A 21,271-nucleotide genomic window follows, 5' to 3' on the forward strand; every position below is an offset into this window, starting at 1 on the left:
ATCTGGAGCTTTTATATGAAAACTGGAATTAAAGTACTTATTGGTGCGTTAGCTTTTGTTGTGACCAACGCGTACGCCGCGGAATTTATGACGAAGGTTGAGTTTGAAAAGGTTGAGTCTCAGTATACAAAAATCGGTGATATTTCAACGAGTAATGAAGTCTCTACTTCGGATGCTAAAGAAGACCTTCTGAAGAAAGCTGAAGAGAAAGGCGCTGACGTGGTGGTATTAACCTCCGGCCAAACGGATAACAAAATCCATGGCACAGCGAATATTTACAAGAAAAAATAACGTGCAGCTGTAAAAAATACGACACCCGTCGGTCATTGTACCGGCGGGTTTTCTTTTAATCTGCGCCAGAACGTGGTTCTGCTAATTCCGAGATAGCGTGCAGCCGCGGTTTTATCACCATTGAATTGTGCCAACACCTGTTGTGGCGTCAGCAATGACGATGCTTGCGGTGAGTCTGCAACAATGGCCAGTTCCGGTAACAGCTGTTGTAAAAAATCCACATTCAGCTCTGGCTGCGGCTCGACGCTTAAAAACAGTGCCAGGCGCTCCATCATATTACGCAGTTCGCGGATATTCCCCGGCCAGCCATAATTCAGCAACGTCGGCTGACTTAACCCCAGCCCCTTGCGAACAGGCTCAGAAAACGGCACGTCCAGTTCCGCCAGCGACTGTTTTAAAAAGCCTTCCGCCAGTGGCAGGATATCGGGCAACCGTTCGCGCAGCGGCGGCAGCTTGAGGCGTAAAATGCTCAACCGATAAAACAGATCGGTACGAAATTCCCCCTGTTTCATCTCCTGCTCCAGATTACAGTGCGTGGCGCTAATCACCCGGACATCGACCGGAATCGGTTGATGTCCGCCCACCCGGGTGACCTCTTTTTCTTCGAGCACACGCAGCAGTCGGGTTTGTAACGGCAGCGGCATCTCGCCTATCTCGTCAAGAAACAGGGTTCCGCCGTGAGCGATTTCAAACAGGCCCGCGCGCCCCCCTCGGCGAGAGCCGGTAAAGGCGCCATCCTCATAGCCGAACAGCTCCGCTTCCAGCAATGACTCGGTGATTGCCCCGCAGTTGACGGCAACAAACGGCGGTGAGGGTTTACCGCGCCGATTCTCCTGACGGGTGAAAAACTCACGGTGAATGGCCTGTGCGGCCAGCTCTTTACCCGTTCCTGTTTCGCCCTGAATGAGGACCGGCGCACGCGAACGGGCGTACAGCATAATGGTGTGCCGTACCTGTTCCATCTGCGCAGAGTGACCGCGCATATCTCCGAGCGCGTAGCGAGTGCGCAACGTATCGCCAGAGGCGTACTGACCGTTTCTGCGTAATGTCAGGCGGGTCATATCCAACGCATCGATAAAGGCCTGGCGCACGGTGGCCGCCGAATAGATAAAGATGCCGGTCATGCCTGCTTCTTCTGCCAGATCGGTAATCAACCCCGCACCAACTACCGCTTGTGTACCGCCAGCCTTCAGCTCGTTGATTTGCCCACGAGCATCTTCCTCGGTGATATAGCTACGCTGTTCAAGCTGCAAATTGAAAGTTTTTTGAAACGCGAGAAGCGCCGGGAGGGGTTCCTGATAGGTAATGATGCCAATTGACGAGGTGAGTTTTCCCGCTTTTGCCAGTGCCTGTAGCACGTCGAATCCGCTGGGTTTAATCAGGATCACCGGAATAGACAAACGGCTTTTCAGATATGCGCCGTTGGAGCCTGCCGCAATGATGGCATCGCAACGCTCGGTGGCCAGCTTCTTACGGATATAGGCCACCGCTTTTTCGAAACCAAGCTGAATGGGGGTGATGGTCGCCAGATGGTCGAACTCCAGACTGATGTCGCGAAACAGCTCAAACAGGCGGGTGACCGAGACTGTCCAGATAACCGGTTTATCGTCGTTCACTCGCGGCGGTAGATGCGTATCTGCCATAACTAACCCCAAAAATTAAGGAACCGAGTAGTAGGGTTTAGTTGTGTTTCATAAATGTTGCAATGAAACGTGAAGGAACGTTTCATGAAACGATAGCTGACACGCTTTTGTGCAACAAAAATAGAAACATTGGATTTAATCTGTTGTTTTAAAAGATAAAAAATTAAATAGAAGAGAAAATAAGCTCCCTGGCATACCCCTTGCTTTAGAAATATCAACGAACGATAACAAGTTGATAACAAGAGGACGGGATATGTCTCTACACTCCCCAGGGCTGGCGTTTCGCGCTGCGCTCACTAAAGAAAACCCATTACAAATCGTTGGCACCATCAACGCCAACCACGCTCTGCTGGCTCAACGTGCCGGGTATCAAGCGATTTATCTCTCCGGCGGCGGTGTCGCTGCGGGGTCGCTGGGTCTGCCGGATCTCGGCATTTCTACCCTTGATGATGTGCTGACTGATATTCGTCGCATTACGGATGTTTGCCCGCTGCCATTGCTGGTGGATGCGGATATTGGTTTTGGATCGTCTGCATTCAACGTGGCGCGTACCGTCAAGTCGATTTCCAAAGCGGGTGCTGCTGCGCTGCATATTGAAGATCAGATCGGCGCCAAGCGCTGCGGTCATCGCCCGAACAAGGCGATCGTCTCGAAAGAAGAGATGGTCGACAGGATCCGCGCTGCCGTTGATGCGCGCACCGATCCCAACTTTGTGATTATGGCGCGGACCGATGCGCTGGCGGTGGAAGGGCTAGAGGCTGCCATCGATCGTGCCCAGGCGTATGTCGAAGCGGGCGCTGACATGCTGTTCCCGGAAGCCATTACCGAACTTGCGATGTACCGCCAGTTTGCCGATGCGGTACAGGTACCAATTCTCGCCAACATTACTGAATTTGGCGCCACACCGCTGTTTACCACCGATGAACTGCGCAGCGCGAACGTTGCGATGGCGCTATACCCGCTGTCAGCTTTCCGCGCCATGAACCGCGCGGCGGAGAAGGTTTACAACGTGCTGCGTCAGGAAGGTACGCAAAAGAACGTTATCGACATTATGCAGACGCGCAACGAGCTGTATGAAAGCATCAATTACTACCAGTTCGAAGAGAAACTCGACGCGTTGTACACAAAAAAGTAACCGTCGTAGGCCGGATAAGGCGTAGCCGCCATCCGGCAATAAATTAGTACCCTACATATTACAATAATGACGAGGACAACATGAGCGACACAACGATCCTGCAAAATAGTACCCATGTCATTAAACCCAAAAAATCGGTTGCGCTGTCAGGCGTCGCTGCCGGAAATACTGCCTTATGTACCGTGGGTAAAAGCGGTAACGATCTGCACTATCGTGGCTACGATATTCTTGATCTGGCACAACAGTGCGAATTTGAAGAAGTTGCGCATCTGCTGATTCACGGGAAATTACCCACCCGCGATGAGCTCACCGCCTATAAAAGCAAATTGAAAGCGCTGCGCGGATTGCCCGCTAACGTGCGTACCGTACTGGAAGCGCTGCCTGCCGCCTCGCATCCGATGGACGTGATGCGCACTGGTGTTTCCGCGCTGGGTTGTACGCTGCCGGAAAAAGAAGGACATACCGTCTCCGGCGCACGCGATATTGCCGACAAACTGCTGGCATCGCTCAGTTCTATCCTCCTGTACTGGTATCACTACAGCCATAACGGCGAGCGTATTCAGCCGGAGACCGATGATGATTCTATTGGCGGTCACTTCCTGCATTTGCTGCATGGTGAAAAGCCATCACAAAGCTGGGAAAAGGCGATGCACATTTCGCTGGTGCTGTACGCCGAGCACGAATTTAACGCTTCCACCTTCACGGGGCGTGTGATTGCGGGAACTGGCTCTGATATGTACTCCGCGATTATCGGTGCTATTGGCGCACTGCGTGGGCCGAAACACGGCGGCGCGAATGAAGTGTCGCTGGAAATTCAGCAGCGCTACGAAACGCCGGATGAAGCCGAAGCGGATATCCGTAAACGCGTTGAAAACAAAGAAGTGGTGATTGGCTTTGGTCACCCGGTTTACACCATCGCCGACCCGCGCCATCAGGTGATCAAGCGTGTGGCGAAACAGCTTTCTCAGGAGGGCGGTTCGCTGAAAATGTACAACATTGCCGACCGTCTGGAAGAGGTGATGTGGGAAACGAAAAAGATGTTCCCTAACCTCGACTGGTTCTCGGCAGTCTCTTACAACATGATGGGCGTCCCCACTGAAATGTTCACACCGCTGTTCGTTATCGCCCGCGTCACCGGCTGGGCGGCGCACATCATCGAACAGCGCCAGGACAACAAAATTATCCGTCCTTCCGCCAACTATACCGGCCCGGAAGATCGCGAATTTGTCCCGATTGAAAAACGTTGCTAATGCAAAACCTCTAAAGATAAAAAAACAGGAAATGTACCCTATGTCTGCACATATTTCGAACGTCCGCCCTGAATTTGACCGTGAAATCGTTGATATCGTTGATTATGTCATGAACTACGAGATCACCTCGAAGGTGGCGTATGACACCGCGCATTATTGCCTGCTTGATACCCTTGGCTGTGGCCTGGAAGCGCTGGAATATCCGGCCTGTAAAAAACTGCTGGGGCCGGTTGTACCGGGTACCGTCGTCCCGAACGGTGTGCGCGTACCTGGTACCCAGTTCCAGCTCGATCCGGTGCAGGCGGCGTTTAACATCGGTGCGATGATCCGCTGGCTGGACTTTAACGACACGTGGCTGGCCGCAGAATGGGGTCATCCTTCCGATAACCTCGGCGGTATTCTGGCGACGGCTGACTGGCTGTCGCGCAATGCGGTGGCGGTGGGTAAAGCGCCGTTAACCATGAAAAAAGTGTTAACCGGAATGATTAAAGCCCATGAAATTCAGGGCTGTATCGCGCTGGAAAACTCCTTCAACCGCGTCGGTCTGGATCACGTCCTGCTGGTAAAAGTCGCTTCCACGGCGGTGGTTGCCGAGATGCTCGGCCTTAACCGGGATGAAATTCTCAACGCCGTCTCGCTGGCGTGGGTCGACGGTCAGTCGCTGCGTACCTATCGTCATGCGCCGAATACCGGCACGCGTAAATCCTGGGCGGCTGGCGATGCCACCTCACGTGCTGTACGTCTGGCGCTGATGGCGAAAACCGGTGAAATGGGATATCCATCTGCACTGACGGCGAAAACCTGGGGCTTCTATGATGTCTCTTTCAAAGGCGAATCTTTCCGCTTCCAGCGCCCGTACGGTTCGTACGTGATGGAAAACGTGTTGTTTAAAATTTCCTTCCCGGCAGAGTTCCACTCGCAGACCGCGGTAGAAGCGGCGATGACGCTGTACGAGCAGTTACAGGCCGCAGGTAAGACCGCTGCCGATATCGAAAAAGTGACCATTCGTACGCACGAAGCCTGTATCCGCATCATCGATAAAAAAGGCCCGTTGAATAACCCGGCGGATCGTGACCACTGCATCCAGTACATGGTGGCTATCCCGCTGCTGTTCGGACGCTTAACGGCGGCAGATTACGAAGACGGCGTGGCGCAGGACAAACGCATTGATGCGCTGCGTGAAAAGATTAACTGCTTCGAAGATCCGGCCTTTACTGCCGATTACCACGACCCTGAAAAACGCGCCATCGCGAATGCCATCACGCTTGAGTTCACCGACGGCTCACGCTTTGAAGAAGTGGTAGTGGAATACCCAATCGGCCACGCGCGCCGTCGTAACGACGGTATGCCGAAGCTGGTCGAGAAGTTCAAAATTAACCTGGCGCGTCAGTTCCCGACCCGTCAGCAGCAGCGCATCCTGGATGTCTCCCTGGACAGAACTCGCCTGGAGCAGATGCCGGTCAATGAGTATATGGACCTTTATGTAATCTAAACCTGCGTGCGGCAAGGCGTAAGTTCAACAGGAGAGCATTATGTCTTATAGCGAGTTTTATCAACGTTCTATTACGCAGCCGGAGTCGTTCTGGGCCGAGCAGGCCCAGCGTATTGACTGGCAGCAGCCGTATACGCAGGTACTGGACCACAGTAATCCGCCGTTTGCCCGCTGGTTTTGCGGTGGTACGACCAATCTGTGCCACAACGCCATTGACCGCTGGCTGGAGAAACAGCCTGACGCGCTGGCGCTGATTGCTGTGTCATCAGAAACCGAAGAAGAACGCACGTTTACCTTTCGTCAGCTGTATGACGAAGTGAACGTCGCGGCGGCGATGTTGTTGTCGCTGGGCGTACAGCGTGGCGATCGGGTACTGGTTTATATGCCGATGATCGCCGAGGCGCACATTACGCTGCTGGCCTGCGCGCGCATTGGGGCGATCCATTCGGTGGTGTTCGGTGGCTTTGCCTCGCACAGCGTGGCGGCACGCATCGACGACGCCCAACCGGTGATTATCGTTTCGGCGGATGCCGGCGCGCGCGGGGGCAAGATCCTGCCGTATAAAAAGCTGCTCGATGATGCAATCAGTCAGGCGCAGCACCAGCCGCGTCATGTGGTATTGGTCGATCGCGGTCTGGCGAAAATGGCGCGGGTAGAGGGGCGAGACCTCGACTTTGCCGCGCTGCGCCAACAGCATCTTGGCGCGCGGGTGCCGGTGACGTGGCTGGAATCGAATGAAACCTCCTGCATTCTCTATACCTCCGGGACAACCGGTAAACCGAAGGGCGTCCAGCGTGACGTTGGTGGCTACGCGGTCGCGCTGGCGACTTCAATGGACACCATTTTCGGCGGTAAAGCGGGCGGTGTGTTCTTCTGCGCGTCGGACATCGGCTGGGTGGTTGGGCATTCGTATATCGTGTATGCCCCACTGCTGGCGGGGATGGCGACGGTGGTGTACGAAGGGCTGCCAACGTATCCAGACTGTGGCGTTTGGTGGAAAATTGTTGAGAAGTATCAGGTCAGCCGGATGTTCTCCGCCCCAACCGCCATCCGCGTGCTGAAGAAATTCCCGACCGCGCAAATCCGCAATCACGATCTCTCCTCGCTGGAGGTGCTGTATCTGGCCGGGGAACCGCTGGACGAACCGACCGCCAGTTGGGTAACGGAAACGCTGGGCGTCCCGGTTATCGACAACTACTGGCAGACTGAATCCGGTTGGCCGATTATGGCGATCGCTCGCGGGCTGGACGACCGCCCGTCGCGGCTGGGTAGCCCAGGCGTGCCGATGTACGGCTATAACGTGCAGTTGCTCAATGAGGTAACCGGTGAGCCCTGCGAAGCGAATGAAAAGGGCATGCTGGTGATTGAAGGGCCGCTGCCGCCGGGCTGTATCCAGACTATCTGGGGTGATGACGCGCGGTTTGTGAATACCTACTGGTCGCTGTTTTCTCGTCAGGTGTACGCCACCTTTGACTGGGGTATTCGCGATGCGGACGGCTATTACTTCATCCTTGGCCGTACGGATGATGTCATCAACGTGGCCGGGCATCGGTTGGGGACGCGTGAGATAGAGGAGAGTATTTCCAGCTATCCGAACGTTGCCGAAGTGGCTGTGGTCGGCGTGAAGGACGCGCTGAAGGGGCAGGTAGCGGTCGCGTTTGTCATTCCGAAACAGAGCGACAGCCTTGAAGATCGCGACATCGCACATTCGGAAGAGAAGGCGATTATGGCGCTGGTGGACAGTCAGATTGGTAATTTTGGCCGCCCGGCGCACGTCTGGTTTGTATCGCAGTTGCCGAAAACGCGCTCTGGCAAAATGCTCAGACGGACGATCCAGGCGATCTGTGAAGGCCGCGATCCTGGCGATCTAACGACCATTGACGATCCCGCGTCGTTGCAGCAAATCCGTCAGGCGATCGAAGAGTAACATCGTGTGATGCCCGGTGGCGCAATGCTTACCGGGCCTTTTAGTATCGTAGGCCGAATAAACCACGTGAGTGGTGCATCCGGCAAAGAGGCTTTTACAGCGCGACGCTTTCGCGACGACGCCGCAGGGAAAACGGCCCCGGACCGCTAAGGGTAAATACGGAAATCAGCGTGAAGCTCAGCGCAATAATCCCCAGCACCAGATAAGCTCCCTGGAAACCAATACTCTCATACATTTTCCCGGCCAGAACTGACATGAAAATCATGGCTAACTGTTTGAAGAAACAGAAACACACCAGATAAATCGTGGCCGAGAAACGTACTTCGAACTGGCTGGTGATGTATTTGAAGCAGCCGACGATCAGGAACGGTATCTCAAACATATGCAGCGTTTTGAGAATAACGACCTCCAGTGCAGTGGTGGCGAATGACGAGCCAATAATCCTTACCGACATAATCGTACCGGCCAGCAGCAGGGCGTTCTTTCCGCCAATGCGGTTCACAATCAGCGGTGCAAAGAACATGATAGAGGCGTTGAGTAATTCTCCCATCGTCGTGACGTAGCCAAACACGCGGGTACCCTGTTCGCCGGTGGCAAAGAATGAGGTAAAGAAGTTGGCGAACTGCTGGTCAAACACATCGTAAGTACAGGAAACGCCGACCACATACAGGGAGAGGAACCAAAGTTTCGGTTGTTTAAATAACTCCAGCGCCAGCTTCAGGCTGAATGCCGAGTTATTGGCGCCTACCGCATCCGCGACTTTTGCAGAAGAGGGGGCATCTGTTTTTGAAAATAACAGCAGCAATGCCAGAATGACCGCACAGCCAGAGCCTAACCAGAAGACGAATTGGTTATTGATGGTGAACATAATTCCGGCAATCGAGGCGCACAGCGCCCAGCCCACGCAGCCAAACATGCGCGCGCGACCAAATTCAAAGTTGCTTCTGCGGCTGGCTTTTTCAATATAGGCTTCAATCGCTGGGGCACCGGCATTGTAAATAAAGCCAAGGTAAATCCCGCCGACAATTGAACCCAGTAAAATATTAACCTGCAATAATGGGCCAAATACGTAAATAAAGAACGGGGCAAACATTACCAGCATGCCGGTAATTACCCACAGCAGATGTTTACGCAGGCCAAGCTTATCGGACAGTAGTCCGAAAATTGGTTGGAATAACAAAGAAAACATCGAGATACAGGCGAAGATGATGCCGGTATCGCCTTTACTGATATGGTTTACATCGTGTAACCAGATAGGGAAGAAGGGGAAATACGCACCCATAATAAAAAAGTAAAAGAAGAAGAAAAAGCCGAACATCCAAAAGTTAGTGTTTTTTAAATAATACATAACAGACTTCCTATAAATGCGGGCAGGTATCAACCTGCCCTGCTTATATTATTATTTTTGGCCCCAGACGAACTGGAAGTGGTAGCGTCCGGCGCTCAGCTGGAATTCCGGCGACACGGAAGGACTCCACGAATCATCGCCGCCGACGCCCATATGGAAGCCATCAATATTGAGCCAGGTGCCTGCCTCAGGTTGCAGCAGATGGCGGTGGCTGGTTTCCATCAGTTGCTGCTGGCTAAAGCGGCTGATGTTGAACTGGAAGTCTCCGCGCCACTGGTGCGCACCGTAGTACAGTTCGCGCGTACCGCAGCGCAGACCGTTTTCGCTCGGGAAAACATACGGGGTGTACATCTCATCAAGCGACAGATCCCAGCGATCGAAACAGGCGGCGCCCCGACGGTCCGGGTAGTTCTCATGCGGGCCGAGACCTAACCAGTTCACTCGCTCCGCAACCTGCGCCAGCTGGCAGCTCAGGCCGATGCGGGCCGGATGCGGCGTACCGCTGGCAACGTTGACATCCACCGTTACCTGCATTTCACCATTGCCGTCAATACGGTAGCTTTTTCGGCTGATGAACAGCGTTTCACCCTGATACTGCCACGCATGTTCGGTGGTGATCAGTACCGCATTGCTCAGCGTATCGGCAGCACAGTGCAGTAACGTTGCTTCAGCCTGATAGTGACCGGCGGCCTTCCAGCGTTCAACCCAGGCGTTAGGGTCGATGCGGGTTGACTCGCTCACGCCGATGTCGTTGTCCAGCGGCGCGCGGGTGAACTGGTCAATAAGCGGGCTTACCAACTGGGCTTCATCGCTAATCCAGTATTGTGTTAGCAGACCGGACTGACGATCGAATTGCCAGCGTGTGTTGTTGGCCAGCACGGTAAAATTGCTCTCACTAACATCCAGCTGTGGTGCGCTGCTGACGCGTGATGGACGTACCAGGCTGAGCTTCTCTTCCAGCTTCCACTGTTGCCAGGCGCTGATATGCCCGGCTTCTGACCATGCGGTTGCCTGAGGCTGCTCTACGCGCACCGTCAACCACAGTTCGCCTGCGGTGTCCGGCATCGGAACGTTCGGCAGGGTAATCACCTGGCGGCCCTGTGGGGCGATATCCAGAACGATTTCTCCGGCGGCCAGAGGGTTGCCGTCCAGGGCAATCGACCAGTGCAGAACTTCGTTATCGCTGCGGCGGAACAGATATTCGCTGGTCACTTCAATCTGGCGTTCAGCGCCCGGCAGTAAAGTGAACTGGAAAAACTGCTGTTCATGTTTGGCCTCATATAACGCCGGATGCGGAGTGCGATCGGCGAACACCAGCCCGTTCATGCAAAACTGACGATCGTTAGGCGTGTCGCCAAAATCGCCACCGTAGGCTGACCATGCTTTGCCGTTCTCATCATATTTGGTCAGCGACTGATCCACCCAGTCCCAGACAAATCCGCCCTGCAGGCGCGGATACTGACGGAACGCTTGCCAGTATTTGGCGAAGCCGCCAAAGCTGTTGCCCATAGCGTGGGCGTATTCACAAAGGATCAGCGGACGCTGTTCGCCGGGCATCGACAGCCACTTTTTAATCGACCATTTGGGTACTGCGGGGAAGGGCTGATCCTGATCGACGCGGGCGTACATCGGGCAAATAATGTCGGTGGCGGCAGTATCAGCTCCACCGCCCTCGTACTGCACCGGACGTGACGGGTCTTCTGATTTTATCCAGCGGTAGAGCGCGTCGTGATTGACGCCATGGCCGGATTCATTGCCCAGTGACCAGATAATAATGCTCGGGTGGTTGCGATCGCGCTGCACCATGCGCGTGACGCGCTGGCTCATGGCAGGCAACCATGCGGGATCGTCGGTGAGGCGATTCATCGGCACCATGCCGTGGGTTTCAATGTTGGCTTCGTCGACTACATACAGGCCGTAACGATCGCACAGGGTGTACCACAGCGGATGGTTCGGGTAATGGGAACAGCGCACGGCGTTGAAGTTATTCTGCTTCATCAGGATGATGTCCTGCACCATCGTCGCCTCATCCATCACCTGGCCGTTGACCGGATGGTGCTCATGGCGGTTGGTACCGCGAATCAACAGCGGCTTGCCGTTTAACAGCAACAGGCCGTTTTCGATACAAACCTGACGAAAACCAACGTCACAGGCTTCCGCTTCAATCAGTACTCCGCCTGCGGTGTGTAACTGCACAACGGCGCGATACAGATTGGGCGTTTCGGCACTCCATAGCGCCGGTTTTTCGACGTTCAGACGCAGAGTCACCCGGTCATGATAAGCGCCGCGTTCATCAATGATCTCGCTGCCGAGCGGTGAGGTCGTTTCGTGGGTGAGCGTTTCACTTTCCCACAATTGCAGGGTGACGCGTAAATCTTCGTTCTCGTTGCCACCCACTCTGACTTCCGCTTCCAGCGTGGCGCGGCTGAAGTCGTCATTAAAACGGGTATTAATGCGCAGGTCGCGGATTTGCGTAGTGGGCTTATGCAGCAGGGAGACATCGCGAAAAATGCCGCTCATGCGCCACATGTCCTGGTCTTCCAGATAGCTGCCGTCGCTCCAGCGCAGCACCATCACAGCCAGACGGTTTTCGCCGCGCAGCAGATAATCGCTAAGATCAAACTCAGACGGCAGACGGCTATCCTGACCGTAGCCGACCCAGCGACCGTTGCACCACAGATGAAACGCGGAGTTCACGCCGTCAAAAATAATGCGCGTCTGACCTTCCTCTAACCACGCGTCTTCAATATTAAATGTGAGCGAGTAACATCCTGTCGGGTTCTGTGCCGGAACGTACGGGGGATTCACCGGGATTGGGTAGGTGACGTTGGTATAAATTGGCGCATCATAACCGGCCATCTGCCAGTTAGAGGGGACGTTGATGATGTCTGCCTGTGGCAGATCGCTTGTCAGCCAGCTTTCTGGGACAGCCTCCGGCGCGGCAAACCAGGCAAATTGCCACTGGCCATTCAGCGAGCGTAACTGACTCGAACGCTGATTGGTACGTGCATCATCCGCTGAGCGCCAGCTACAGAACGGCGGATGTGCTTCCAGCCGGTTGAGCTGCGTGACGCCGGGATTCTCCCAGTCGCGGCGGGCCAGAACAGCGGAGAGTGAATCTGTGTTCAGGTTCATAACGGTATCCTGTTTGAATTTGTTACTCGCTCACAATTTCAATCAAAATACGAACAAGCGCTCCTTGCTGTAAAGGATGGGGCGTTCAATAAGTGAACTGACTCACACAATTGTTATGCGTTCACAATTTGGGTGTGAGCTGAGAAACTTGCCGCGCCAGCTGGATCAGTGAATCAGCCAGCGCCTGGGGAGTGGTGGTTTGCGTATCGGGAGGCAGAACCGTTTTGCGCTTGACCAGGGTGACGGGAAGCAGTTGGTTACCCACGCTGGAGCCGCCACGGGGGAGTTGCAATAGCCTGTCGACGCTGGTTTCACCCAGCAACGGAAAATCCTGCCTGATGGTGGTCAGCGGTGGGATGTAACAGGCGCTGTCTTCGGTGTCATCGTAGCCAATTACCGATATATCTACGGCGACCCGCAGACCGAACTCGCTGATTGCCCGCATCGCGCCCAGCGCCATTTGATCGTTAGCGACCAGCATGGCGGTAGGGAGGTTGCCGTTATTCAGCATGTGCATCGTTTGCTGAAAACCAGACATCGCGCTCCAGTCGCCTTCCAGCTCCACAACGGGTTGTAGCTGGTAATGTGCCAGATACTTGTGCCAGCCCGCATGCCGAAGCCTTGCCGAAACGGAAGTGTGCGGCCCGCTCAGCAGGGCGATCCGTTGATGTCCGTGCTGCACCAGATGTTCAACGCCAAGGCGCGCGCCGTCGTCATGAGAGAAAATCACGCTGTTAATTGGCGTCAGGTCAGAGACATCGAGAAACAGCACCGGCACCGTACCGCAGGCAGCGGCCACGGCAATGGCATCTTCTTCATCCAGCGGATAGTTGATGATAAGCCCGGTTACGCGTTGAGAAAGCAGATTGTGGACCGCGGCTTTACAGGACTCAACGCCGCTGCGCTCGACCATGGCGATCACCACGCTGGCACCGGAATGGTCGGCGCGGGATTTTATGGCAGCAACAATTTGTGAGGGGGCATGCAGAGCTAGGTTTGCCGTCACAACGCCAATCAGTGGCGTCTGTTTGCCAGCCAGCTGCTGTGCAACGCGGTTAGGGATGTAATTGAGTTCCGCCATCGCGGCCTCAACTTTCTGTCGGGTTTTTGCGGAAACGTGGCTGGCCTGGTTCACGACGCGAGAGACGGTCTGGTAAGAGACACCTGCATGGTCTGCCACATCGTATAGCGTTACCGGTTTCACGTTTATCACCCCTGTAATGACGTTATCTGTGCGCTATGATGCCACAGCGGGACGGTTTTGGGGTATTTGCGCATGGGTTCTGCGAGGCGCATTCCAGGGTTTGAGGATAGCGTGCTGAAGGATTTATCGGCGTTATACCTAACAGAAGAAAAAAGTGAGGACATTGTGAGCGATTGTGCGGCAAAAAATATTCTGTCCATCTACCGACGCCATGCGGATGCTTTTGCCAGCCAGCGCTCGCGCACCTTGTTCGAGAAAAGCTGGCTCGATAAATTTATTTCCGTGATGGGCGGGCAGGGCAGCATTGTGGATATTGGCTGCGGCAACGGTCAGCCGATCGCCGGTTATTTTATCCAGCAAGGTTTTCAGCTTACCGGCGTTGATGGCTCCCCGGCGATGCTGACGCGGGCCCGAAACACTTTTCCCGCACAGCGCTGGCTGGAACAGGATATGCGCGAGTTGGCACTCTATGAGACTTTCGATGGACTGATCGCCTGGGACAGCTTTTTCCATTTAACTCAGCAGGACCAGCAAAAGATGTTCCCGATTTTTGACCGCCTCAGCCATCCCGGTAGTGCGTTGATGTTTACCAGCGGTACGGACAACGGCATCGCGATGGGGCAATTTGAAGGTGAGCCGCTGTTTCACGCCAGCCTCGCGCCGGATGAATACCGCGCACTGCTGTCAGCACACGGTTTTGCGGTGGTCGAGATGGTGATGGAAGATCCGCAATGCACCGGGCACACCATCTGGCTGGCGCAAAAAAGAGGCTAATCGCCGCGAAAGGTTTTACGCCATTCAGCCGGGCTAACGCCAAAGTGGGATTTAAAATGCTGGCGCCAGGTGACGGGCGACTGAAAACCAACCTGTTCTGCGATGCGTTCAACGGGTAACTGGCTGGACTCCAGCAACGTCTGGCTACGGCGCAGGCGCTCGGCAATCAACCATTCGGCCACGCTTGACCCTGTGGCCTTCATAAAATGACGGGTGAGGGTGCGACGGCTCATCATCACCCGTTGCGCCAGCTCGTCAAGATTATGCGGTTCATGGAGATGCTGGCGCAAATAGTCGAGCAGGACGTTGATGCGCTGATCTTTGGTATTTTTCGCCACCGGTTGCTCGATAAACTGTGCCTGGCCGCCCTCGCGATGTGGCGGCACAATCATCCGTCGGGCAATCTGATTCGCCACCGTGCTGCCAAAACGCTGGCGGATCACGTACAAACAGCAATCCAGCGCGGCGGCGGTGCCTGCCGAGGTAATAATACCGTCGTCATCCACGTACAGCGCGTTGATATCCAGATGAGCTGCCGGAAAGCGGGCCTGAAAATCCTGCTCGAACTCCCAGTGCGTAGCCGCCCGTTTGCCATCCAGCAGACCGGCGTAGCCGAGGACAAACGCACCCAGGCATAACCCAACAATCTGCGCGCCGTTTTGTCGCGCACGATTGAGCGCATCAAGCAGGCTTTGTGGTGGCCGATGTGCCGTGGTACCCCACCAGGGGATCACCACGATGTCGGCGGCCTCCACCGCTTCATAGCCGTAGGCTGCGTGAATGGAGAAGCCATCCTGCGAGGAAACGATGCCCGGCTGTTCGGCGCACAGTTGCACCTCAAAACGCTTTTTCGCCGTCACTTTGTCACTGAAAATAATGCACGGCACCGAGAAGTGAAACGGGCTGAAATCTTCCACGGCAACAATGGCGACGTTAAGCGGTTGCATACGAGTCCTCTGTGGAGTTTAAAACGTCAGGGTTTCGCCATCTTCCGGCACGTTAACAAATTGCGCAATCTGGTTGTCGCAGGCGTACTCTTTCAAGGCCGCGCGGGTCAGCAGACAGTGGTTAATCGCCTCCATGTGGGTCGCCACAATTTGTGCTTCGGGCAGCGTGAAGTGGGTTTTTAGCACATCTTCCGCGCCCATGATAATTGGGCCAAACCCGATAACATGAGCAAAGCCTGCGTTCAGAATGACCACGCCTGGCTGGAAAGTCCGCATGTTGGTTTCCACCTCGTCGCGCCAGATGGTGTCCCCGACCAGATACAGCGTTTTTTCCGCCGGATGCTGGAAGATAACTCCGCAGGCATCACCCAGACGCTCAGCCATTTGCGGGATGGCGTAAGCGCGATCCGAACCGTGCTGGCCGCCGGTTTTACGCAGGGTGATATCACCAAGCGCAGTGTTTTGCGTCAGTACGGTCAGTTGCGTGAAACCTTGTTCCCGCAGTACCTGCGCATCGCGATCGTTTTGCACATAAATCGGTTTGTCTTTCGGCACGACACGAGCCGCGGCTTCATCCCAGTGGTCTTCATGCAGATGGGTCACGATCAGCGCATCAACGTTGAGCAGGGTGTCGATATCGACAGGCAGATCAACGGTCGGGTTGCGGATCTCGGCGCGTGCCGTACCGGCAAAGCCCGGATAAGTACCTTTTGCCGCCAGCATAGGGTCGATCAGAAAGGTTTTGCCACCAAAAGTGATGTGCTGCGTAGCGTTACGGATTTGCGTGATGTTCATGGTGTTTGCTCCACGTGTTGGGTCAGTGGTGTCATCGTAGAGTGTTGTCCAGAAGATGAATGTGGGCAAATGGGCGACTAGCGATGGGATTGGGCCAACTGCGGATTACAGATGTCGATAATGTAATTAGAATTAAAGTAATTTAATATTTCCTTGGTGGCTCGTTATTTAATAAGTAGCTATTATATCGAACTGAATAAGAATGCTGTTATTTAAATACGGAAAGGTTTATTAAATGCGAAGTTGTGCCGGAAAACATTATTGATATATGTAATGCATAGTGACCAATAAAACAGATCGCGAACCATGAAATAAGAATGCTATCATTCACACCAGACGCGGCAGGCAACTGCTGGCACACGCATTTACCCCGGAGCAACTGATGAACAACGACATTCCGCTAAAATATTATGATATCGCCGACGAGTACGCGACCGAGGCCGCAAAGCCGGTGAGCGACACAGAACGTGACGCGCTGGCGCACTACTTCCAGCAGCTGATCAATCGTTTGATGAACAACGAAGAGATCAGCGAAGAAGCGCAGCAGGAGATGGCTACCGTGGCAGGTGTCGACGCTCAGCGTATCGATGATATTGCGGAGTTCCTCAATCGTTGGGGTAACGAGTAGCCAAAGACATGGCCTGTGTTTTACACTGCGCGCAAATTGAGTAGGTATACTCTACAAGTAATAGGTTTAATCAGGCGGAAACAGCAATGAACGGAACAATCACAACGTGGTTTAAAGATAAAGGCTTTGGATTTATCAAAGATGAAAACGGCGACAACCGCTATTTTCATGTGATTAAGGTTGCTAATCCTGAGCTGATCAAGAAAGACGCGGCGGTGACTTTTGAGCCCACCACCAACAACAAAGGCTTGTCTGCCTACGCGGTAAAAGTCATACCAGACAGCAAGTACATCTATATTGCAGGCGAGCGTCTGAAGCTCACCTCGATCAAGTCATTCCTGGTCTACAGCGAAGAAGTCCCTGTAGAGACCCGTATCGACAAAGAAAATGCTGTGCTGTCTGTCGGCGTGCTGATGAACAGCATCCGACCGAAATCAGACGTCAAGCCTGGTGAAATGCGCACGCTGAAAAAGCTGGCCATCACTACCTTCCAGGGCACGACGCTGATCTTCTCGGAAGATGAAATTGACATCGACGCGACGGTGAAACTGCTTAAAGTCTGAAACCCTTCAGACTGAATAAAAACCGGAACGCAGCTCTTTTCAGGAGCGGGTTTCGGTTTTTTTTTGATATGTGTAATTTACGTGATTCAGGTATGTAGTGATAAAATTAGTAGGTAGCAATCCGTTTCTGAATAGGTATATATTATCCGTATTAAATAAATATGATCGCCAACTATTTGCAGATTAGTAGCGCGGTTAACTAATAGTGATTCACCGGTATAACTAATGGGGTAATATAAGTGATTTTTAAAAAAATATGGAAAGCTATATCTTCTGAATATATACCATCGGCCATTTGCTTTTTTCTCCTTGCAAAAATGGATTATGAAATAATATCTATCTGGCCACAGAATGAATCGGTTGATGACAGAATTAAACTTTCTTTACTATTCATTCATTTGGTGATGATTTTAGTGATGTTTACTCCGCTAATTAATCGGTTTTTGTCACGAGTAGACAATGAGAAACTTGAAAAGTTTATAGCTCTTCCGCAGAAAGATAAAAATATCACATACATCGATTATTATGATTTTCTGAGCGGGCTTGCTTTATCAGCATTTTACTTATCTATCCTTATTTTTACAATGAAGAGTATTTACGAAGAAGCAGGATGGATAATTTCTGGTATTTATATATTTACAATGTTTGTGTCTTCTATTTCTATTGCTGCATTGTCATTGCTTAGATTTATCTGGTTATTTACAAAGTTTAATAATTATATATATTGGTTTATTGTTTTACTTGCGAGCAGTATGTGTATGGCAGTTATTGGTGCCGCGATGAAAATGGCCTCGTAAAAATGCGCTTAATATCTGGAACAGTAATAATGGAGTATAAACTCTAAATAACAATACAGCTGGAACAGTGATGATTCCGTTTTGTAATCCGTGGGATGCATTGTTGCAAAGCTTAAAGCCTCTTTTGAAGAGGCTTTAAGCCCTCAGCGACCAGGGAAGTAAAAGACTGTCTTTCCTGGTGTTGAGCATTCTGCCAAAAACATAATTAACAGTATTCCAACTACTTTCTTCATTATCACGAGACTGCCGGATTTACCACGTCATCCATCAGTATGTAACGTGCTTCCTGGCGCGTGTATTGATCGATTAATGGTACAAGTCGCTGGAAATGCTCGCTGGCACAATGTTCATCGAGAGCCGCGTGGTTTGGCCATTCTTCGATAAAAATAAAATGCCCCGGATCTTTTTCATCAATATAGAGGTCGTAAGCAATGCAGTGCGGTTCTTTCTTCGTTGCCGATATTAGCTCACGATACAACGGGAGAACAGTTTCAATATACTCTGGTTTGATGAAATCCTCAGCAATGACCTTTAACATGCAGCCTCCTGGCAGAAAACGAATGCACACTATGTAATGAAGATATTTTTTGGGCAAGAGGTCACAGAGTTTTATCGGCCGGATAGTGAGTTATGCCAGCTATCAATCAGATGATCCGCATAACTGTGATCCATCTCACCTCCCGGCAACCAAAATCTCCTGCGATTCGACGCCGTCCTCTATCTGTTTCGCCACCTTTTGTAAGGCCGGAAGATGCTTTTCCGCGGCTTGTTCGATGGTCATGGCGCTGGCCATATACACCAAATTCAGGCAGCCGATCACCCGCTGTTCTCTGCGGATGGGGACGGCGATAGAAGCGATTTTCTCCTCCTGATCCCAACCGCGAAAGTTCTGCCCAAAACCGTCTTTTCGCGCGCGGGTCAAAATGGCATTGAGCTTCAGCGGCTCGCGCGCAAGCTGGAACTCTTCTCCCGATCGGGAGGCAAGCATTTCAATCAGTTCCTGCCGTTCATTCTCCGGGCAAAATGCCAGCCAGGTCAGGCCGGATGCGGTTTTCAGCAGTGGCAAACGACGCCCTACCATCGCCCGGTGAAACGACAGACGGCTGAAACGGTGGGTGGTTTCACGTACCACCATCGCGTCCACATCCAGCGTGGAAACGTCGGTCGGCCAGATGACCTCGCGCAGCAAATCTCCCAGCAGCGGGGCGGCGAGTGCAGAAATCCACTGCTCGTCACGAAACCCCTCGCTGAGCTGGCGGACTTTAATGGTTAAGCGAAAGCTGTCATCGGACAGGCTGCGCCGGACGTAACCCTCATCCTGCAGGGTTTCCAGCAGCCGTCTGACCGTGGTGCGATGCAGGCCGCTTAACTCAGCAAGCAAGCCAACACTGGCCCCACCATCGAGCCGGTTTAACATATTTAATAACATTAATCCGCGCGTTAATCCGCGTACGGTTTTGTACTCAGTGCTCTCGTCATTTTTCATATTCATTGACAAATCTACAGGTAAAACAACGTTGTGCACTTAGTGCACATCCTGGCATGTTTTGATTGTAGCGCAAAAACTCGCTTCTATACTGACCGCACAACAAAAATTGTTCACATATTTTTAACAAAACAAATTGCGCCTCACCAGGGGCCACAATTGCGTTTTGTCCGAGTCGTGAGGTTCTGAAATGACAACAAAAAACCCGGATATCCAACCCGCTGTGCAGCATACCGCGCAGGTGGCGATTGCCGGTGCTGGTCCGGTAGGGCTGATGATGGCCAACTATCTTGGGCAGATGGGCATTGAGGTGTTGATAGTGGAGAAGCTCGACACGCTGATCGACTATCCTCGCGCCATCGGCATTGACGATGAAGCGCTGCGCACTATGCAGTCTGTGGGGCTGGTCGAGAACGTTTTGCCGCACACCACGCCGTGGCACGCAATGCGCTTTCTCACCCCGAAAGGCCGCTGTTTTGCTGATATCCAGCCGATGACCGACGAATTTGGCTGGTCGCGTCGTAATGCGTTTATTCAGCCGCAGGTGGACGCGGTGATGTTGGAAGGGTTGTCGCGTTTTCCCAACGTGCGCTGCCTGTTCTCCCGCGAGCTGGAGGCCTTCAGCCAACAAAACGGCGAAGTGACGCTAAATCTGAAAGCGCCAGACGGTCAACGTGAAACGGTGAAGGCTCAGTGGCTGGTGGCCTGCGACGGCGGCGGCAGCAACGTCAGACGCTCGCTGAACGTGCCGTTTGAAGGTAAAACCGCGCCGAATCAGTGGATTGTGGTGGATATCGCCAACGATCCGCTCAGCACGCCGCATGTGTATTTATGCTGCGATCCGGTGCGCCCGTATGTCTCCGCCGCGCTGCCGCACGCGGTGCGCCGTTTTGAGTTTATGGTTATGCCGGGGGAAACCGAAGCGCAGCTTAGCGAGCCGCAGAATATGCGCCAGTTGCTGAGCAAAGTGCTGCCGAACCCGGACAACGTCGAGCTGATCCGCCAGCGCGTGTATACCCATAATGCTCGTCTGGCCGAACGTTTTCGTATTGACCGCGTGCTGCTGGCGGGCGATGCGGCGCACATTATGCCGGTCTGGCAGGGTCAGGGATACAACAGCGGCATGCGCGATGCTTTCAATCTGGCATGGAAACTGGCGCTGGTGATTAACGGTAAAGCCGGCGATGCGCTGTTGGATACCTACCAGCAGGAACGCCGCGACCACGCCAAAGCGATGATCGACCTCTCCGTGACCGCTGGCAACGTACTAGCGCCGCCCAAACGCTGGCACGGCGCGGTACGCGACGGGGTTTCCTGGCTGCTGAATTATATTCCGCCGGTTAAACGCTACTTCCTTGAAATGCGCTTTAAGCCGATGCCGCAGTACCACGCCGGGGCGCTGGTGCGTGAAGGCGACGCGAAAACTTCACCGGTCGGCAAGATGTTTATCCAGCCGAAGGTGACGCTGGAATCGGGCGAAGTGACGTTGCTCGACAACGTCATCGGACCGAATTTCGCGGTGATTGGCTGGGGCTGTAACCCACTATGGGGCATGAGCGAGGCGCAGATCCAACAGTGGCAGGCGCTGGGGACGCGTTTTATCCAGGTCGTGCCGGATACGCAGATACATACCGATCAGGATAACCACGACGGCGTTACCCGCATTGGCGATACGCAAAACCGCCTGCGCGCGTGGTTTGCCCAGCACAACGCCGCGCTGGTAGTAATGCGCCCGGACCGCTTCGTGGCCGCTATCGCCATTCCGCAAACCCTGGGCAGCACCCTGAATAAACTGGCGTCGGTGATGACGCTCACTCGCGCTACTGCCGACATTCCTGTTGAAAAGGTTGCCTGAT

Annotated in this window: 18 protein-coding genes; 10 read left to right on the top strand and 8 right to left on the bottom strand. The window is 53.4% G+C overall.

Features of this window, described 5'->3' with window-relative positions:
• Positions 1-15 precede the first annotated feature (15 nt).
• Positions 16-291 carry a DUF1471 family periplasmic protein YahO gene (yahO, locus tag BZK40_RS18935; protein WP_032942474.1) on the top strand — a complete coding sequence of 92 codons (276 nt, stop codon included), beginning with the start codon at positions 16-18 and terminating at the stop codon, positions 289-291.
• A gap of 32 nt (positions 292-323) precedes the next feature.
• On the opposite strand, the gene prpR is transcribed toward yahO, so the two are convergent.
• Positions 324-1,934, bottom strand: a complete 1,611-nt coding sequence (gene prpR, locus BZK40_RS18940; RefSeq protein WP_079935116.1) for a propionate catabolism operon regulatory protein PrpR — start codon at positions 1,932-1,934, stop codon at positions 324-326.
• Positions 1,935-2,187: 253 nt separating this feature from the next.
• Here prpR and prpB point away from each other — a divergent pair, with 253 nt between their 5' ends.
• The 4 genes from prpB to prpE all read left to right on the top strand — a co-directional run bounded on the left by prpB (position 2,188) and on the right by prpE (position 7,738).
• Entirely contained in the window at positions 2,188-3,069 is an 882-nt protein-coding gene (gene prpB, locus BZK40_RS18945) for a methylisocitrate lyase (protein WP_003830903.1), read from the top strand.
• Between the two features lie 80 nt (positions 3,070-3,149).
• On the top strand, positions 3,150-4,319 hold the full coding sequence (prpC, locus tag BZK40_RS18950; protein ID WP_032942476.1) for a bifunctional 2-methylcitrate synthase/citrate synthase: 1,170 nt from the start codon (positions 3,150-3,152) through the stop codon (positions 4,317-4,319).
• Positions 4,320-4,359: 40 nt separating this feature from the next.
• Positions 4,360-5,811, top strand: a complete 1,452-nt coding sequence (locus tag BZK40_RS18955; RefSeq protein ID WP_048236009.1) for a bifunctional 2-methylcitrate dehydratase/aconitate hydratase — start codon at positions 4,360-4,362, stop codon at positions 5,809-5,811.
• A 40-nt stretch (positions 5,812-5,851) separates the two neighbouring features.
• On the top strand, positions 5,852-7,738 hold the full coding sequence (gene prpE / locus BZK40_RS18960; RefSeq protein ID WP_079935117.1) for a propionate--CoA ligase: 1,887 nt from the start codon (positions 5,852-5,854) through the stop codon (positions 7,736-7,738).
• 94 nt (positions 7,739-7,832) lie between these two features.
• Here prpE and BZK40_RS18965 read toward each other — a convergent pair whose 3' ends face one another.
• The 3 genes from BZK40_RS18965 to BZK40_RS18975 form a co-directional block, all read right to left on the bottom strand.
• Complete coding sequence (locus BZK40_RS18965) at positions 7,833-9,086, bottom strand: MFS transporter (protein ID WP_079935118.1); 1,254 nt, start codon at positions 9,084-9,086, stop codon at positions 7,833-7,835.
• A gap of 51 nt (positions 9,087-9,137) precedes the next feature.
• Positions 9,138-12,221 (bottom strand): beta-galactosidase, encoded by a 3,084-nt coding sequence (locus BZK40_RS18970; RefSeq protein ID WP_079935119.1) that lies wholly within the window; start codon positions 12,219-12,221, stop codon positions 9,138-9,140.
• 121 nt (positions 12,222-12,342) lie between these two features.
• Positions 12,343-13,425 (bottom strand): LacI family DNA-binding transcriptional regulator, encoded by a 1,083-nt coding sequence (locus BZK40_RS18975; RefSeq protein ID WP_079935120.1) that lies wholly within the window; start codon positions 13,423-13,425, stop codon positions 12,343-12,345.
• A 165-nt stretch (positions 13,426-13,590) separates the two neighbouring features.
• Between BZK40_RS18975 and BZK40_RS18980 the strand changes: the two genes are divergently transcribed.
• Positions 13,591-14,199 (top strand): class I SAM-dependent DNA methyltransferase, encoded by a 609-nt coding sequence (locus BZK40_RS18980; RefSeq protein ID WP_410734518.1) that lies wholly within the window; start codon positions 13,591-13,593, stop codon positions 14,197-14,199.
• On the opposite strand, the gene BZK40_RS18985 is transcribed toward BZK40_RS18980, so the two are convergent.
• On the bottom strand, positions 14,196-15,146 hold the full coding sequence (locus BZK40_RS18985; RefSeq protein WP_048214826.1) for a GlxA family transcriptional regulator: 951 nt from the start codon (positions 15,144-15,146) through the stop codon (positions 14,196-14,198). The genes BZK40_RS18980 and BZK40_RS18985 overlap by 4 nt on opposite strands.
• A gap of 18 nt (positions 15,147-15,164) precedes the next feature.
• A complete protein-coding gene (locus tag BZK40_RS18990) occupies positions 15,165-15,941 on the bottom strand; it encodes an MBL fold metallo-hydrolase (protein WP_057067089.1) in 777 nt (258 codons plus the stop codon).
• Positions 15,942-16,323: 382 nt separating this feature from the next.
• Here BZK40_RS18990 and BZK40_RS18995 point away from each other — a divergent pair, with 382 nt between their 5' ends.
• The 3 genes from BZK40_RS18995 (at position 16,324) to BZK40_RS19005 (ending at position 17,929) form a co-directional block, all read left to right on the top strand.
• Positions 16,324-16,569 carry a YmjA family protein gene (locus tag BZK40_RS18995; protein WP_079935122.1) on the top strand — a complete coding sequence of 82 codons (246 nt, stop codon included), beginning with the start codon at positions 16,324-16,326 and terminating at the stop codon, positions 16,567-16,569.
• An 86-nt stretch (positions 16,570-16,655) separates the two neighbouring features.
• Positions 16,656-17,132, top strand: coding sequence for a cold-shock protein (locus BZK40_RS19000; RefSeq protein WP_003830914.1), 477 nt, complete (start codon positions 16,656-16,658; stop codon positions 17,130-17,132).
• A 239-nt stretch (positions 17,133-17,371) separates the two neighbouring features.
• Positions 17,372-17,929, top strand: coding sequence for a hypothetical protein (locus BZK40_RS19005; protein WP_223849069.1), 558 nt, complete (start codon positions 17,372-17,374; stop codon positions 17,927-17,929).
• Between the two features lie 235 nt (positions 17,930-18,164).
• On the opposite strand, the gene BZK40_RS19010 is transcribed toward BZK40_RS19005, so the two are convergent.
• A complete protein-coding gene (locus BZK40_RS19010; protein WP_003830918.1) occupies positions 18,165-18,467 on the bottom strand; it encodes a putative quinol monooxygenase in 303 nt (100 codons plus the stop codon).
• Between the two features lie 135 nt (positions 18,468-18,602).
• Positions 18,603-19,415 (bottom strand): DNA-binding transcriptional regulator, encoded by an 813-nt coding sequence (locus tag BZK40_RS19015; RefSeq protein WP_050579920.1) that lies wholly within the window; start codon positions 19,413-19,415, stop codon positions 18,603-18,605.
• Positions 19,416-19,605: 190 nt separating this feature from the next.
• Between BZK40_RS19015 and BZK40_RS19020 the strand changes: the two genes are divergently transcribed.
• A complete protein-coding gene (locus tag BZK40_RS19020; RefSeq protein WP_008783875.1) occupies positions 19,606-21,270 on the top strand; it encodes a bifunctional 3-(3-hydroxy-phenyl)propionate/3-hydroxycinnamic acid hydroxylase in 1,665 nt (554 codons plus the stop codon).
• The last annotated feature ends 1 nt before the right edge of the window (position 21,271 follow it).

This window comes from Citrobacter portucalensis (assembly GCF_002042885.1).
GTDB lineage: Bacteria > Pseudomonadota > Gammaproteobacteria > Enterobacterales > Enterobacteriaceae > Citrobacter > Citrobacter portucalensis.

Excerpts from the sequence above, each read along its gene's own strand:
- BZK40_RS19000 (WP_003830914.1), top strand. The coding sequence starts at position 16,656 with ATGAACGGAACAATCACAACGTGGTTTAAAGATAAAGGCTTTGGATTT.
- prpB (WP_003830903.1), top strand. The coding sequence starts at position 2,188 with ATGTCTCTACACTCCCCAGGGCTGGCGTTTCGCGCTGCGCTCACTAAA.
- prpC (WP_032942476.1), top strand. The coding sequence starts at position 3,150 with ATGAGCGACACAACGATCCTGCAAAATAGTACCCATGTCATTAAACCC.
- BZK40_RS18985 (WP_048214826.1), bottom strand. The coding sequence starts at position 15,146 with ATGCAACCGCTTAACGTCGCCATTGTTGCCGTGGAAGATTTCAGCCCG.
- prpR (WP_079935116.1), bottom strand. The coding sequence starts at position 1,934 with ATGGCAGATACGCATCTACCGCCGCGAGTGAACGACGATAAACCGGTT.
- prpE (WP_079935117.1), top strand. The coding sequence starts at position 5,852 with ATGTCTTATAGCGAGTTTTATCAACGTTCTATTACGCAGCCGGAGTCG.
- BZK40_RS18965 (WP_079935118.1), bottom strand. The coding sequence starts at position 9,086 with ATGTATTATTTAAAAAACACTAACTTTTGGATGTTCGGCTTTTTCTTC.
- BZK40_RS18955 (WP_048236009.1), top strand. The coding sequence starts at position 4,360 with ATGTCTGCACATATTTCGAACGTCCGCCCTGAATTTGACCGTGAAATC.
- BZK40_RS19020 (WP_008783875.1), top strand. The coding sequence starts at position 19,606 with ATGACAACAAAAAACCCGGATATCCAACCCGCTGTGCAGCATACCGCG.
- yahO (WP_032942474.1), top strand. The coding sequence starts at position 16 with ATGAAAACTGGAATTAAAGTACTTATTGGTGCGTTAGCTTTTGTTGTG.
- BZK40_RS18990 (WP_057067089.1), bottom strand. The coding sequence starts at position 15,941 with ATGAACATCACGCAAATCCGTAACGCTACGCAGCACATCACTTTTGGT.
- BZK40_RS18970 (WP_079935119.1), bottom strand. The coding sequence starts at position 12,221 with ATGAACCTGAACACAGATTCACTCTCCGCTGTTCTGGCCCGCCGCGAC.
- BZK40_RS19015 (WP_050579920.1), bottom strand. The coding sequence starts at position 19,415 with ATGAAAAATGACGAGAGCACTGAGTACAAAACCGTACGCGGATTAACG.
- BZK40_RS18995 (WP_079935122.1), top strand. The coding sequence starts at position 16,324 with ATGAACAACGACATTCCGCTAAAATATTATGATATCGCCGACGAGTAC.
- BZK40_RS19010 (WP_003830918.1), bottom strand. The coding sequence starts at position 18,467 with ATGTTAAAGGTCATTGCTGAGGATTTCATCAAACCAGAGTATATTGAA.